Raw genomic sequence first — 13739 nt, forward strand, 5'->3', positions numbered from 1 at the left:
GGATGTTGAATGCGAATATTCCTGTCGTTCTCCTTCCGTGAGGAAGATCACGACCTGGTGAATGTCGTCGAGCGAATACTCGCCAGTCACGGTGCGCGCATCGTATCCGGCCAAACCCTTGCGGGTGAAAACATCTCAGAAGCGATTAAGCGGTGCTTACAGGAAACAGATGCTCTTGTTGCACTGTTTACGAGGCGCGACCTGCTCGCAGACGGCACCTGGACCACCCACGCCTGGGTCCGTGATGAATATGTCTATGTCAGGAGCATCAACAAACCGGCCTTGGCTCTAGTGGAAGATGGCGTTGAGGGCGGCGGAGCTACTGAAGGGACAGAATTCATTACCTTAGACCGGAAAGCGCCTCTTCCCACGCTTCTAGCACTGTCTGAAGTTCTCGGACGCTGGAGGGGAGAATTTAGCCCACGACATCAAGACGTTACGCCACCAGCACGCGAACGACTCCGTTCTAGTCAGAGACAGACTAGCAAGACGGCTAAGCGGAAAGCCGGGCTGCAAAGTGCAAAGCGCGAGCAAGCGCCAAGGATCTTTGTAAACTATCGCCGCGAGAATGCTCAGGGGCGCGGCGGTCGACTTGCGGACAACCTGAGACTTTTTCTTGGCGACCGGAATGTATTCTTCGACCAAGACGACATTCCCCCGGGGGTCGACTTTGTCGCGGAGAGTTTGCGTGCTGTTGCCGACTCCTGCCTCCTCCTTGCAGTGATCGGCAAGGACTGGGCTTTCGCTAAGGATGATTTCGGCAGTCACCGTCTAACGAACCCTGCAGACTTGGTTCGGCGAGAGCTGGAAACCGCGATTGAGCACAATCTTCCCATTATCCCAGTACTGATCGATGGTGCTGCAATGCCACGCGAAGATCAACTTCCAACAGAACTTCAGGGCGTCGCTCGGAGAAACGCCATGGAGATCCGAGATACACGGTGGACTTACGACATTCGTTATGTTGCGGAGAAACTCGCCGAGCAGCTCGGCGTGGAACCGCGTTTTAAGCGCGAGGGCTAATCGGTCAGGGCGTTTGCGAGAGCTTCGTACTTATATTTATCCCGAATCCGGCGTGAAAAATGAGAGCGTCACAGTTTCAGGGTCTCAATCTCCTGCAGGGCATAGCGCTATGCGGCTTCTCGGGGACCACTCGCAGGCAAGGTCAAGCTGGGGCGGTTTTCGACACAGCGCAACTGTGCCGGCATCAGGAGGATTTTGTGAGCCACGAAAGAGGGTTGGGAAGTCGGGAAACTGTTTGTCATTGCCTGAGGTCAAGAAAGAAGTTGAGGGTCGGATCTTGAATCGTGCATAGTGTAGAAAAATATATTCGATCGCGCCACCGAATACTTCAGCATACGTCACGTTTGTCAGCCACGATTCCCTTCAGTGAGCCGTAAATCCCCCACATTACAAAGTCAGATCTTGTTTTATGCAACGGGTGAGTTACTTTATGCCCCATAGCTCGCCCATTGCATATCGAATTCCCTGGCGCTCTCTCCCACGTCACTGTCTGGGTCAACGCCCGACAAACCATCTTCACGGACGATAAGGGCCGACAGCCATACCTTGAGGTACTCGATCGCGTCGTCGCCACCGTTAGCTTCCAGCAGCCGCTTGCTGCTAAACTGATATGTTATGGCATTTTCAGTGTACGTAGAAACGCCCGTAATCAGCCACTACGCCGCCAGACCGAGTCGAGATATTGTGACTGCGGCTCGGCAAACCATCACTCAGGAGTGGTGGAATGAGGCGAGAGGGCATATGAGATCTACATTTCCGTCCTGGTCGTGGAGGAAGCCAAAGCGGGTGATGCCGCCGCAGCGCAGAGGCGATCTGATGCTCTGGGTGGGCTGCCGATTCTGGAGATGAACGATGCCGCTGAGTCAGTGGCCGGACATTTGATTGATGGGGGACTGATTCCCGAATCCAGCGTTGAAGATGCGTTACATATCGCGTTGGCGACGGTCCATGGAATGGATTTCCTCTTGACCTGGAATTTCCGCCACATCAACAACGCGGAGGCGAAAGCGCGGATTGGATCTGCTATTGAGGCGCTAGGCTACGAGTGTCTCATCATCTGCTCACCGGAAGAACTGGGAGGTATCGAGTCATGAAACCCGATCCAATTGTGGATGAAGTGCGCAAGACACGAGAAGCGCATGCAGCAAAATTTAATTATGACCTCTTTGCGATCTGCAGTGACCTAAGAAAGAAAGAAAGAAAAAGAATCTGGTCATCCTGTTGTGTCGAGACAACCAAGATTGCGGCTAAAACCAACCGGAAGCTAACTCGGTGCTGGAAGAACGGTGTAGCACTCCTTGCCGGTAGTGCCGGAGGAACCGGTCAGAGCCCCTCTGCAGTGGGAAGCTGTGCTTCTCTTAGCGCCGCCGCAAACTTTCTTTAGTCAGAGCCGTTCCCCGTACTTTCGGTAGTGTTGCTTCTTGGCGTCGGCAATCCAATTATCCCGTTTAATGCGCTCAGGATCGGTCTCAAGCTTCTTTGCGATCTTCGCGATATCTTCCGGTTTCCAACGAGCAATTTGGATAAACGTGCGGGTGCCCATCTTATTGAGGGTCTGTGCGACGGCAGGTCCGATCCCAGAGATCTTTTTGAGATCGTCTCCCTGACCGTCTTTACTCACTTTTGACTGTCCTATCGGGGAATCAGGCTCGGCTCCATTCTGTCGGCTCTGACGAGACGCTACGGCGGCTGGGGATGCTTTACCGCGAAATGCCGCCCGCGTCTCTTTGAGGCGTTTTTGCAGGCGATCGATCTGCTCATCTTTCTCTGGAATACCCTGCACCGCTCTCCATAGATCTTGACGCTCCGCTTGAAGGTCTTGCAACTGACGGCGAAGACCCCCAATCTGTTCGTCCCGATCATGCAACAGTTGTTCATCACGCAAATGTTGTGCACGGAGCTCGCCTTGTGCAACACATTGTTTTTGGAGTTTCGCCACCTCCACGTCATGTTGATGACCGGTGCGTGCGGATGTTCTTTCCCATTCTTTGAGCTCTGATTCCTTCTCGCGAAGGAGATGAGTCACCGGCACAAGCTCCTCAATTCGCCGGTCCCGCTCAGCAATGGATTGTTCGAGGTGCTGGATTGTGCCCCGATGGGCGGCTTCCCGATCGCTCAGTTCGACCTCCAGCTGATGAATGCGGTCTTGCGCCGATTCCAGCTTCTTGACTTGGGCTCGGAGTCGGTCCCGATCGACGAGGCCTTCGTTGAGTTGGGCGATATGCTCTCGCAGCACCCGGATTTCCTCCTCCATAACCTCGCGGGCTTGGTCGGTGGTCCGACAGGCTTGTTGGGCCGCACGCAGTTCTTCAGTCTGGGCGGTCGCGATCGCATCGAACTCGCTGATCTGTTGGTCGCGTTCAGCGATGGACCGTTCGAGCTGCTGGATCCCGCCCCGATGGGCGGCCTCCCGATCACTCAGTTCCACCTCCAGTTGATGGATGCGGTCTTGCGCCGATCTCAGCTTCGCAACCTGAGTTCGGAGTCGGTCCCGATCGACGAGGCCTTCGTTGAGTTGGGCGATATGCTCCCGCAGGACCAGGACTTCCTGCTCCATGACCTCGCGGGCTTGGTCGGCCGTACGACTGGCCTGTTGGGCCGCGCGGAGTTCCTCATCGTGGGCAGCCGCGATCGTATTGACCTCACTCACCTGTTGGCGTGCAGCGACTCCCTCAGCCTCCAAGTCCGTCAGTCGTCTTGATCGTACAGCCAATTCTGCTTCGAGCGCCTTCACCCGTTCGCCGCGCGCGGTGAGCTCACGTTGGGCTGAGGAGTACAACATCTCGGATGACATGAGTTTCTGTTCGAACACTTGCATCGCCGAGGTCTTTACCTTCAAATCGTGCGACATCGTCTCCAGCGCCTGTTCCTTGGTTCTCAATTGTTTGGCGAGATCCCCGTATGGTTGCTCAATCGAACGTTTTGGGAGGCCACGCAACAACCAGCCGACCGCGAGACCGATTCCAGCGGCGACGAGGAGACATCCGACCATCTGACTCATGAGTGTGATCATAGGTCATTCCGTCCTTACATCAGTATTTCTATCCGTTCATTCTGTTGGAGGCCCAGTTGCTGGCTCCCATGGGTGAGAGGGCGTGTCGAACCATAGCCGATGGTAGTAAACGGATTCGTGAGCCCATGACTGGTCAAGTATTGCTTTACCGCTTCGGCACGTCGCCGGCTCAACTGCATATTGTACTCCGCCTCACCAACGGTATCGGTATGGCCCCCGATTTCAATCGGCGTGTCCGGAGTTCTTCGCAAGAGAACGATGATTTGGTCCAGCACGAGCTGTCCTTTGGTCGTGATCGTGGCACTCTTCGGCTCAAATTCGATCGAGGATTTCGCCAGGACCTGATTCAGCAACAGCTGTAATGCCGACAGGGGAACAGTGGTGGAGGTCGATGCTGTCGTCGGCACGACCACCACACGGTCTTCAATTCGTAAGCCCGCCCGTATCGCCGGAGCCATGGCCTGTAGTACCTCAGCCTTTTCGCGATGTCCGGGAACCTGACCGGTCACGACCAGCGAGCGCCCATCGATGATGATGGAACCCCGCTTGACCATCAAACCCAAGATCGGCAAGAGTTGCGGAACCTGGTCCACCCACACAGCCGCTTTGACCTGCTTATCGACGATGAACTGGTCGATCACACGCATTCGCGTTTTCGCAGAGAGTGTATGAGCCTGATCAAGAATGGTCAGCTTGCTGCGTTCATTGGGCAACGAACCTCGAAGCACCAAACTGCCTTGTTCGAGGCTGGCGTGAAAGGTGGCAGGAATCAAGGCCGTGGGCTGTGATGGCGAGGAGAGATGTCTTGGGATGCACACCAGGGCGAGGACTATCAGCGCCACCACACCGCCGATGAGGATCCCCGTACGGCTCATGAGATCAGCCCGTTGTAGACAAGATGACTATCGGGGTGCGACGCGGCACGGTACCATAATTGATGATCTGCGGGCTAGGGTGAGATTCGACCAGTCAAGCAGACTCAGCAGAAGGGCGCACAGGTTCTCTTTGCTGCCCGGTCAGGGCTGATCCATTGAGAGGTTAGACGATGAAGCCATCCACGTGAAATGTGTTGCCATGGTCGTCATTGGCCCAGCCGGTTGGTTGAGGGATTTGGCCTGGCAGGCCAGACAGAGGATCATCTCACAGATGACCGGGAAAAAACCGTGCAATGAAGTGCTTCTAGACCCGTTCCCCGTATTTTCGGTAGTGTTGCTTCTTGGCGTCCGCGATCCAATTCTCCCGTTTAATGCGCTCTGGATCGGCATCGAGCTTCCTTGCGATTTTTTCGATATCTTCCGGTTTCCAACGAGCGATTTGGACAAATGTGCGGGTGCCCATTTTATGGAGGCTGTCAGCGAGGACCGGTCCGATCCCGCAGATCTTTTTAAGATCGTCTTCCTGAACATTTTTACTGACTTTGGGCTGTTTGCCTTGAGCATTCGACCCAGCTCCATTCTGGCTTGACTGGCGAGGCGCTGCGGTTGTTGGAGCTGCGTTCGCACGATGTGCCGTTCGCAGTTCCCTGAGTCGTTTTTGCAGACGATCGATCTGCTCATCTTTCCCTGGGATGCTCTGTACCTCTTGTACTAGATTGTGATGCTCCGCTTGAAGGTCCTGTAACTGACGGTGGAGACTTGCAATTTGCTCGTCTCGTTCATGGAGCTGTTGCTCATTGAGGAGAAGTTGCTCGCGGAGTTGGTCCTGTGCCGCGCATTGCTCTTGGAGCTTTGTCATTTCTGTCTTGTGTTCTTGAACAGTGCGCGCGTATTTTTTATCCCATTCTTTGAGCTCTACTCCCTTCTCGCGAAGCAGGTGGGTGACAGGCATCAGCTCTTCGATCCGTCGGTCTCGCTCCGCAATCACCCCTTCGAACTGCTGAAGCACTCCCCGATGGGTGGCTTCCCGATCGCTCAGCTCCACCTCCAACTGATGGACGCGGCCTTGCATCGACTCCAACTTCTTGACCTGGGCACGGAGTCGGTCCCGGTCGGCGAGCCCCTCGTTGAGTTGAGCGATATGCTCCCGCAGGACCCGGATTTCCTCCTTCAAGACCTCGTGACTTTGCTCGGCAGTCCGATAAGCCTGTTGAGCCCCGTGCAGTTCGTCTCTCTGGGCGGCCGCAGTCGCCTCGACCTCACTAATCCGCCGGTCTCGCTCCGCAATCACCCCTTCGAACTGCTGAAGCACTCCCCGATGGGCGACTTCCCGATCGCTCAGCTCCACCTCCAACTGATGGACGCGGTCTTGCATCGACGCCAACTTCTTGACCTGGGCACGGAGTCGGTCGCGGTCGGCGAGCCCCTCGTTGAGTTGGGCGATATGCTCTCGTAGGATGCGGATTTCCTCCTTCAAGACCTCGTGGGTCTGTTCGGCAGCCCGACAGGCCTGCTGCGCTCCCTGCAGTTCGTCTCTCTGGGCGGCCGCAGTCGCCTCGACCTCACTAATCCGCCGGTCTCGCTCCGCAATGGCCCCTTCGAACTGCTGGAGCGTGTTCCGATGGGCGGCTTCCCGATCACTCAGCTCCACCTCCAACTGATGGACGCGGCCTTGCATCGACTCCAACTTCTTGACCTGGGCACGGAGTCGGTCGCGGTCGGCGAGCCCCTCGTTGAGTTGGGCGATATGCTCTCGTAGAACGCGGATTTCCTCCTTCAAGACCTCGTGGGTCTGTTCGGCAGCCCGACAGGCCTGCTGCGCTCCCTGCAGTTCGTCTCTCTGGGCGGCCGCAGTCGCCTCGACCTCACTAATCCGCCGGTCTCGCTCCACGACGACTCCTTCGAACTGCTGGAGTGTCCTGCGATGGGCGACTTCCCGGTCACTCAGTTCGACCTCCAACTGATGAACACGGTCTTGCATGGACTCCAGCCTCTCGACCTGGGTACGGAGTCGGTCGCGGTCGGCGAGCCCCTCGTTGAGTTGAGCGATATGCTCTCGTAGAACGCGGATTTCCTCCTTCAAGACCTCGTGGGTCTGTTCGGCAATCCGACAGGCCTGCTGCGCTCCCTGCAGTTCGTCTCTCTGGGCGGCCGCAGTCGCCTCGACCTCACTAATCCGCCGGTCTCGCTCCACGACGACTCCTTCGAACTGCTGGAGTGTCCTGCGATGGGCGACTTCCCGGTCACTCAGTTCGACCTCCAACTGATGAACACGGTCTTGCATGGACTCCAGCCTCTCGACCTGGGTACGGAGTCGGTCGCGGTCGGCGAGCCCCTCGTTGAGTTGAGCGATATGCTCTCGTAGAACGCGGATTTCCTCCTTCAAGACCTCGTGGGTCTGTTCGGCAGCCTGACAAGCCTGTTGAGCCCCGCGAAGTTCGTTGACCAGGGCGGCAATGGTCGAATTGAGCTCACTCACGCGTTGGCGTGCCGCAACTCCTTCAGCTTCCACGTCCGTCAGCCGTTTCGACCGTACAGACGCTTCTGTTTCGAGCGTTTTCAGTTGCTCGCCACGGGCGGTCAGCTCCCGTTGGGCTGAGGAGAACTGTGTTTCGGACGACATGATCTTTTGTTCGAGAACCTGCAAGGCTGCGGTCTTCACCTTCAAATCGTGTGACGTCGTCTCCAATACCCGTTCCTTAGCCCGCAACAGATTGGCAAGCTCCTGGTATTGTTGCTCGAGAGAATCCTTGGGGGGAGGCTGCAACCATCTGCCTAGTGTGCTCATAGTGTATTCAGTCCTTGCATCAACAATTTTACGTGATGGTTCCTTTGAAGGCTTGCGTGGGGTCTCCCATATGATGGGGACCTGTCGAATTATGACTCGTGGTGATCAACGGATTCGTGAACCTGTGACTGGTCATGTACAGCTTGATAGGTTCGGCGGGAGGTGGGATGCACACGACGGCGAGAAGTATCAGGGCAACGACACCGCCGGTGAGAATCCCCGCACGCCTCATGAGCTCGTTCCACTGTGGATGATGTGACGACTAGGGTGCGAGGCGTCACGGTACCACATTTGATAATAAATGTACTAGGCTAAGATTTGCCACTCAAGCAGGCGGCTGCACAGACTCTGGTGAGGGAAAGGACCTCTATCATTCATCCGAGAGGATTACGAATGGTCACTGTATGGGGTTCAATGCGGAGGATCCTGGTAGGGCACCGGTACAGCGCGTATCTCTTTACACATCTCGGTCGATCGGAAGGACAGAACAACCGGGGAATTCATCAGCTTCATCATGGACGTAGGAACGATATGCTCTTCTGATGGTACCGCCTGCCATCCTACACGAAGATGAGCTGGAACGACTTCCTCTGCTCTGGTGGGCGATCATGCTCCGTGGGTTGCTCGGCATTCTCCTCGGCATCATTGCGTGCTTCATGCCGGTTGCCGCCTTGCTCGCGCTCGTCTATCTGTTCGGGCCTATGCCTTCTTTGACGGAGTCTTCAACCGCTTGTCTCAATTTTCTCACTGGAATTGTGAACCCATTCGGCGTAAGCCAAGACATGGTGAGGAAGCAGAGTGCGGGAATCCTGCTCTATCGATTACGCACCCGCACGATCCAAGCACTGCTGGTCCATCCCGGCGGCCCGTTCGGGGCGAGGAAGGATGATGGAGTCTGGTCAATTCCGAAGGGCGAGTATGAGAATGAGGCGAACGGTTTCGTGGTTTCACCGGACGGCAAGATCCGATTGCCTAGCGAAGGTGCCTTCTGTCACACAAAGATGGAACGACTGAGGTGACCGGGCGGATAACGGTCGGGTAATAAGTCATACACCAGCATAAACGGGTGGCGGAGCGTTGCTTGATGAGCAAAGACAGGCGGTATGACAACCAGGTATCGAATAGAGCGCCGGCCTCGCTATTAAACCGGCGTCAGTTCCTTGCCGGCGGCGCTTCGTTGTTGATGATCAGCGCGTCGGCGGCGCTGACTGGTGTGCAAGCCGAGGAACGAAGCGAAGCGATCGATCCCACGCGCGTGCCGGGAGCCTCACCCAGGCCCTATGGTGAGCGTTCGCCTTTTGAAGAACAGACGCGCTTAGTCGCCAGGTCCTCTTCCACCACTCCGCTCCAGGACCTGCAGGGAAACATGACACCCTCCGCTCTCCATTTCGAACGGCACCATAATGGTGTGCCAGCCATCGATCCGGCCCGCCATCGCCTGCTGGTGCATGGCCTGGTGGGCAGTCCGATGATCTTCACGGTCGAGGAGCTGAAGCGATTTCCGTCGGTCTCCCGCTTTGCCTTCGTTGAATGTTCGGGCAACAGCCGAGATGGGTGGGATGAGGCGGAGAATTTGACTGTCCAGCAACTGCATGGCTTAACGAGCACCAGTGAGTGGACCGGCATCAAACTCTCGACCTTGTTGGAAGCGGCAGAGATGCAGCGAGAGGCGACATGGATGTTGGCTGAAGGGGGAGATGCGGCCGCACTCGCCCGCAGTGTGCCGTTGACCGATGAGGTCCTGAACGAGGCGATGGTGTGTTATGGGCAAAATGGCGAAGCGCTCCGGCCTGAGCAGGGCTACCCGCTCCGCCTGTTGTTGCCCGGCTTCGAGGGTAACATCAATGTGAAGTGGCTGAGGCGGTTGAAGCTGGGATCGGCGCCGTTCATGACCAGATGGGAGACCGCGACCTACACCGATCTTATGCCGGACGGGAAAGCCTATCAATTCAGTCTCGTTATGGAGGCCAAGTCCGTGATCACGAGACCGTCCGGACAACAGCAACTACGCCCGGGTTTCCACGAAATTCAGGGGCTCGCCTGGAGCGGACGAGGATGCATCACGACCGTGGAAGTCACGGTTGACGCTGGTAGGACCTGGCAGGCAGCACGCCTGCAAGAACCTGTGTTACCCAAGTGTCATACCCGCTTCCGTCTCCCTTGGAGATGGGATGGTCAAGAGGCCATCATCCAGAGTCGTTGCACCGATGATACGGGATACCTGCAGCCGTCGCGTGATGCCCTCATCAAGGTGCGAGGCACCCATTCGAGCTACCATTACAACGGCATTCAGAGTTGGAAGATCGGACGAGATGGTGTTGTGACGAACGTCTATGAATAGCTCTTCGCCAGTCTTTCCGCTCCCTTCATGGGTTTCGCGTTCTCGATCGCCTCGGCGGTCTGGGCTGCTGATCAGCAAGAACCGGGTTATAGACATGGGCGCCCTGCGACGATCCCAGACATCCAAGCTTGGAATATCGATGTCTCGCCGGACGACAAGGATTGCCGCCGGAACGGGGCACGGGCAAAGAGGGAGCACAGGGCCATGCCACGAAATGCACCGGCTGCCAAGGAGATAGAGGAAAAGAAGGACCGAATGATGTACTAGTGGCCGGACACAACAGTCTGGAAACATCCGAGCCGCTCAAGACGATCGGGAGCTATTTGTCCGGGGAGAGGCCTGTGACGCTCATGGCCTTTTCACACCACAGAATCTTGAAATAGCATGTCCGCTTTCATGTTAAGCATGAGGAACCACATGTCACGACTCAAGGACAAAGTTGCAATTGTTACGGGAAGCAGCAGCGGCATCGGCAAGGCCATTGCGCTTCGGTTCGGCCAGGAAGGGGCGAAGGTCGTCGTAACTGCGAGACGGTTGCCTTTGTGTGAGCAGACCGTTTCACAAATCAAGAAGCAGGGTGGGGAAGCCTGGCCGATCCAGACCGATGTCGCCGACGAGCGACAGGTCGAACGATTGATTGCTGACACAGTGGTCCGCTATGGCCGGATCGATATTCTTGTGAACAATGCTGGGATCGGCGGTGGGGGGCGTTTGGCTGACACAAGCACCGAGGCCTTCGATCGGGTGATGAACGTCAATTTGCGAGGCACCTTCTTCTGCTGCCGGGCCGGCTTCCGGCAGATGAAGCAGCAGGGCGGCGGCGTGATTATCAACATGTCGAGCGTGGCCGGGCTGCAAGCCTGGGCTGGCACCGGAACCTACAGCGCCTCAAAACACGGCATTATGGCATTGACCAAATCATTGGCCGATGAAGGCCGACCCTATCACATCAAAGTCAGCGCCATCTGTCCAGGCGGCGTTGCAGACGAGCTGGTAGACGCATCTCCAGCGGACATCGAGCGCAGCGAAAAGATCGGCCCGTTCGATGTGGCTGAAGCTGCGGTGTTCCTCTCGACGCTGGGAAAGTATGCTGTGGTACATCAGATTGTTATTGATCGGTTAGGCGCTGAGTGGTGAAGGGGCTCAAACGAGAACGAGACTTCTCTGTCCTGATGGCAATGACGGGCTACAGGAGGTCGCCATCACTGGGAGAACAGCTCGGTTGAGATAGGTATGGGCTCACCCTTCAAGCAGCGAGCCCGTCGGTGTGGTGATAACACGAATTTCGCTCGAGCAGAACCTTACGTGCGCACTTTCTGATGATCGTCCCTCCGTCTGCGAAGGTTCGTTCCGATGCGGGCCCGCTCTGTTTCATACCCGAGGGCCGTATAGTACAGCGTACGATCAAAAAACTGACTGAGCACCTGCATGAGTTCCAACTCACCGTGCAACTCGACAGCGCTGTCGGACAACCCTTCGCGCCTGACAAAGGCCACCATGTGCTCCCTGGTCGCGGTGATCGCCCAGAGGAAATGGCTGTAGGCAACACCTTGCGAGGCCCGACGGGCGCCCAGCTCTGTGTAGCGGCGCTCGATTTCGGCCTCCGTCATATCCATCAACCAATTATTCAAGTTCTGGTAGATCTCACGGGTGCGCGCTTGGAGTTCGTTTGGTGGAACCTTGCGCAGATCGCTACAGCGGTGAGAGCTCCACACTTTCTCGCTGAGCTCGCGAGCAAGCTGTTCGGAGTTTTTCTCGATCAGTTTCACCAGCCGGCCAGCCAGCATAACGTACCTCCATGGTGCGTGGTTATGTAATGGAATGCGTGGGGATTCCTCATCGCCGAGGAAACATTACTTGAATGATAGCACCAACGTCAATGACACGTTTGCCGGGGTTGAGACTCGTAAATGCCCTATTCCCGCCTCGATGTACGAGGACCTGCGATGTGAGGGAAACACCAGCTTCGACCGGCTCCGGCGACCCCATCCTGACATAAGGAGTTCCATTCAGATAGGGCAGCCGGCCACAGGTCGCCTTGAACTTACCCCACCCATTTGCTATCCTTCGCTCACCATTCGTAGCCGACGGATCTCTTCCACATCACACACGATTCTGAAGGAGTACTCACATGGCCGGCATCAAGCGGGCGTTGATCAGTGTTTCAGATAAGACCGGAGTCATCGAGATGGCCAAGGGGCTGGAAGCGCTTGGCGCGGAAATTTTGTCCACGGGAGGAACGGCCAAAGCGTTGCGCGACGCGGGAGTGAACGTCACGGATGTCGCGGCCTATACGGGATCACCGGAAATTCTCGATGGTCGGGTGAAAACGTTACACCCCAAGATTCATGGCGGTTTGCTGGGACGCCGGTCGCTTCCGGCGCATGTCGAGCAGATGAATCGACATGGGATCGGCCCGATCGATGTGGTGGTAGTCAACCTCTACCCCTTCGAAGCCACCATCGCCAAACCAGATTGCCGTTTCGAGGACGCCATCGAAAATATCGATATCGGCGGCCCGTCCATGTTGCGGTCGGCAGCCAAGAATCATGACGATGTGTTGGTCGTCGTCGATCCAGCCGATTATTCTCGGGTGTTGGAGGCGGTGAACAGCAAGACGGTGACACCGGCGTTGCGCCGTGAGTTGGCGATGAAAGTCTTCCAACATACGTCACGCTATGATGGATTGATCGCGGGTTATTTGGAGCAACATGCGAAAGGCGGGGAGGTCAAGTTCCCGAAAGTGTTGTCGCTTCAGTTTGAGTTGGCTGAGTCCCTCCGCTACGGGGAGAATCCTCACCAGCAAGGCGCGTTCTACCGAGAATTGGACAGCAAGGAGCCTTCTGTTTCTCGTGGGAAGATCTTGCACGGCAAGGCGATGTCCTACAATAACTTCCTCGATGCGAATTCCGCACTCGAGTTGGTGAAGGAGTATGAAGAGACGGCGGTCGCGATCATCAAGCACAATAATCCCTGTGGGGTGGCGCTCGGTGGGACACCGGTGGAGGCCTACGTCAAGGCCAGGGAGACAGATCCCGTGTCTGCCTTCGGCGGTGTGATTGCCTTCAACCGACCCGTGGATTTGGCAACTGCCAAAGAAATCACCTCCACGTTTGTTGAGGTCGTGATTGCTCCAGGGTTTGCTGAAGAGGCATTGGCCGAATTGAGGCGAAAGAAGGATCTGCGTTTGTTGGATGTGGGCCCGTTGACGAAGGTGAAGCAGGAAGGGTTCGATCTGAAAAAACTTGTCGGCGGGCTCATCGTACAGGATCGGGACCTCGGTGTCTTGTCGGATCTTCGGACGCTCGCCGTGCCGACCATCCGGAAACCGACGGATGACGAATATGCCGCTTGTGCGTTTGCCTGGAAAGTTTGTAAACACGTCAAGTCCAATGCCATCATCTATGCCAAGCCTGGCCAGACCGTCGGCATCGGGGCCGGACAGATGAGTCGCGTGGATTCCGTGAAGCTGGCGGCCATGAAAGCGCAAATACCGGTCAAGGACTGTGTCATGGCTTCGGATGCGTTCTTTCCGTTCCGCGATGGCCTGGATGCCGCAGCCGAAGTCGGCGTGACGGCCGTCATTCAACCGGGCGGATCGATCCGAGACGCAGAAGTGGTCAAAGCTGCGGATGAACATGGGATGGCGATGATTCTCACCGGCATGCGCCATTTCCGCCATTGATCGGCAGCTGACAA

General features: G+C 56.5%; 12 protein-coding genes. 7 read left to right on the forward strand and 5 right to left on the reverse strand.

Translation table 11 applies throughout. From position 1 onward, the window contains the following. The first annotated feature begins 9 nt into the window (after positions 1-9). From P0119_12570 to P0119_12580, 3 genes are all read left to right on the forward strand, one after another. Positions 10-1023: a toll/interleukin-1 receptor domain-containing protein gene (locus P0119_12570; GenBank protein MDF0666891.1), complete on the forward strand. Its 1014-nt coding sequence runs from the start codon at positions 10-12 to the stop codon at positions 1021-1023. Positions 1024-1790: 767 nt separating this feature from the next. Next, positions 1791-2117, forward strand: coding sequence for a hypothetical protein (locus tag P0119_12575; protein ID MDF0666892.1), 327 nt, complete (start codon positions 1791-1793; stop codon positions 2115-2117). Further along, positions 2114-2407 carry a hypothetical protein gene (locus tag P0119_12580; protein MDF0666893.1) on the forward strand — a complete coding sequence of 98 codons (294 nt, stop codon included), beginning with the start codon at positions 2114-2116 and terminating at the stop codon, positions 2405-2407. Before P0119_12575 ends, P0119_12580 begins: the two co-directional genes overlap by 4 nt. Here the strand turns inward: P0119_12580 and P0119_12585 are convergent, their stop codons facing one another. The 4 genes from P0119_12585 to P0119_12600 form a co-directional block, all read right to left on the reverse strand. Then, positions 2408-4036, reverse strand: coding sequence for a hypothetical protein (locus P0119_12585; GenBank protein MDF0666894.1), 1629 nt, complete (start codon positions 4034-4036; stop codon positions 2408-2410). A 14-nt stretch (positions 4037-4050) separates the two neighbouring features. Further along, positions 4051-4911: an OmpA family protein gene (locus P0119_12590; GenBank protein ID MDF0666895.1), complete on the reverse strand. Its 861-nt coding sequence runs from the start codon at positions 4909-4911 to the stop codon at positions 4051-4053. 304 nt (positions 4912-5215) lie between these two features. After that, a complete protein-coding gene (locus tag P0119_12595) occupies positions 5216-7699 on the reverse strand; it encodes a hypothetical protein (protein ID MDF0666896.1) in 2484 nt (827 codons plus the stop codon). A gap of 28 nt (positions 7700-7727) precedes the next feature. Then, positions 7728-7931: a hypothetical protein gene (locus tag P0119_12600; protein MDF0666897.1), complete on the reverse strand. Its 204-nt coding sequence runs from the start codon at positions 7929-7931 to the stop codon at positions 7728-7730. 310 nt (positions 7932-8241) lie between these two features. Between P0119_12600 and P0119_12605 the strand changes: the two genes are divergently transcribed. The 3 genes from P0119_12605 to P0119_12615 all read left to right on the forward strand — a co-directional run bounded on the left by P0119_12605 (position 8242) and on the right by P0119_12615 (position 11177). Continuing rightward, the gene (locus P0119_12605; GenBank protein MDF0666898.1) at positions 8242-8718 is read left to right on the forward strand and encodes a hypothetical protein; all 477 of its coding nucleotides are present in this window, start codon (positions 8242-8244) and stop codon (positions 8716-8718) included. Positions 8719-8783: 65 nt separating this feature from the next. Then, complete coding sequence (soxC, locus tag P0119_12610; protein MDF0666899.1) at positions 8784-10040, forward strand: sulfite dehydrogenase; 1257 nt, start codon at positions 8784-8786, stop codon at positions 10038-10040. Between the two features lie 417 nt (positions 10041-10457). Further along, on the forward strand, positions 10458-11177 hold the full coding sequence (locus P0119_12615; protein ID MDF0666900.1) for an SDR family NAD(P)-dependent oxidoreductase: 720 nt from the start codon (positions 10458-10460) through the stop codon (positions 11175-11177). A gap of 164 nt (positions 11178-11341) precedes the next feature. Here the strand turns inward: P0119_12615 and P0119_12620 are convergent, their stop codons facing one another. Continuing rightward, positions 11342-11827, reverse strand: a complete 486-nt coding sequence (locus P0119_12620) for a hypothetical protein (protein MDF0666901.1) — start codon at positions 11825-11827, stop codon at positions 11342-11344. 344 nt (positions 11828-12171) lie between these two features. Between P0119_12620 and purH the strand changes: the two genes are divergently transcribed. After that, entirely contained in the window at positions 12172-13725 is a 1554-nt protein-coding gene (gene purH, locus P0119_12625) for a bifunctional phosphoribosylaminoimidazolecarboxamide formyltransferase/IMP cyclohydrolase (protein MDF0666902.1), read from the forward strand. Positions 13726-13739 lie beyond the last annotated feature (14 nt).

Origin of the sequence: Nitrospira sp. (assembly GCA_029194665.1) — a bacterium.
Classification (GTDB): domain Bacteria; phylum Nitrospirota; class Nitrospiria; order Nitrospirales; family Nitrospiraceae; genus Nitrospira_D.

What these genes read in the sequence shown, in the direction of transcription:
- P0119_12590 (MDF0666895.1), bottom strand. Translation starts at nt 4,911, where the DNA reads ATGAGCCGTACGGGGATCCTCATCGGCGGTGTGGTGGCGCTGATAGTC.
- P0119_12595 (MDF0666896.1), bottom strand. Translation starts at nt 7,699, where the DNA reads ATGAGCACACTAGGCAGATGGTTGCAGCCTCCCCCCAAGGATTCTCTC.
- P0119_12600 (MDF0666897.1), bottom strand. Translation starts at nt 7,931, where the DNA reads ATGAGGCGTGCGGGGATTCTCACCGGCGGTGTCGTTGCCCTGATACTT.
- purH (MDF0666902.1), top strand. Translation starts at nt 12,172, where the DNA reads ATGGCCGGCATCAAGCGGGCGTTGATCAGTGTTTCAGATAAGACCGGA.
- P0119_12605 (MDF0666898.1), top strand. Translation starts at nt 8,242, where the DNA reads ATGGTACCGCCTGCCATCCTACACGAAGATGAGCTGGAACGACTTCCT.
- P0119_12615 (MDF0666900.1), top strand. Translation starts at nt 10,458, where the DNA reads ATGTCACGACTCAAGGACAAAGTTGCAATTGTTACGGGAAGCAGCAGC.
- P0119_12620 (MDF0666901.1), bottom strand. Translation starts at nt 11,827, where the DNA reads ATGCTGGCTGGCCGGCTGGTGAAACTGATCGAGAAAAACTCCGAACAG.
- P0119_12570 (MDF0666891.1), top strand. Translation starts at nt 10, where the DNA reads ATGCGAATATTCCTGTCGTTCTCCTTCCGTGAGGAAGATCACGACCTG.
- soxC (MDF0666899.1), top strand. Translation starts at nt 8,784, where the DNA reads ATGAGCAAAGACAGGCGGTATGACAACCAGGTATCGAATAGAGCGCCG.
- P0119_12580 (MDF0666893.1), top strand. Translation starts at nt 2,114, where the DNA reads ATGAAACCCGATCCAATTGTGGATGAAGTGCGCAAGACACGAGAAGCG.
- P0119_12585 (MDF0666894.1), bottom strand. Translation starts at nt 4,036, where the DNA reads ATGATCACACTCATGAGTCAGATGGTCGGATGTCTCCTCGTCGCCGCT.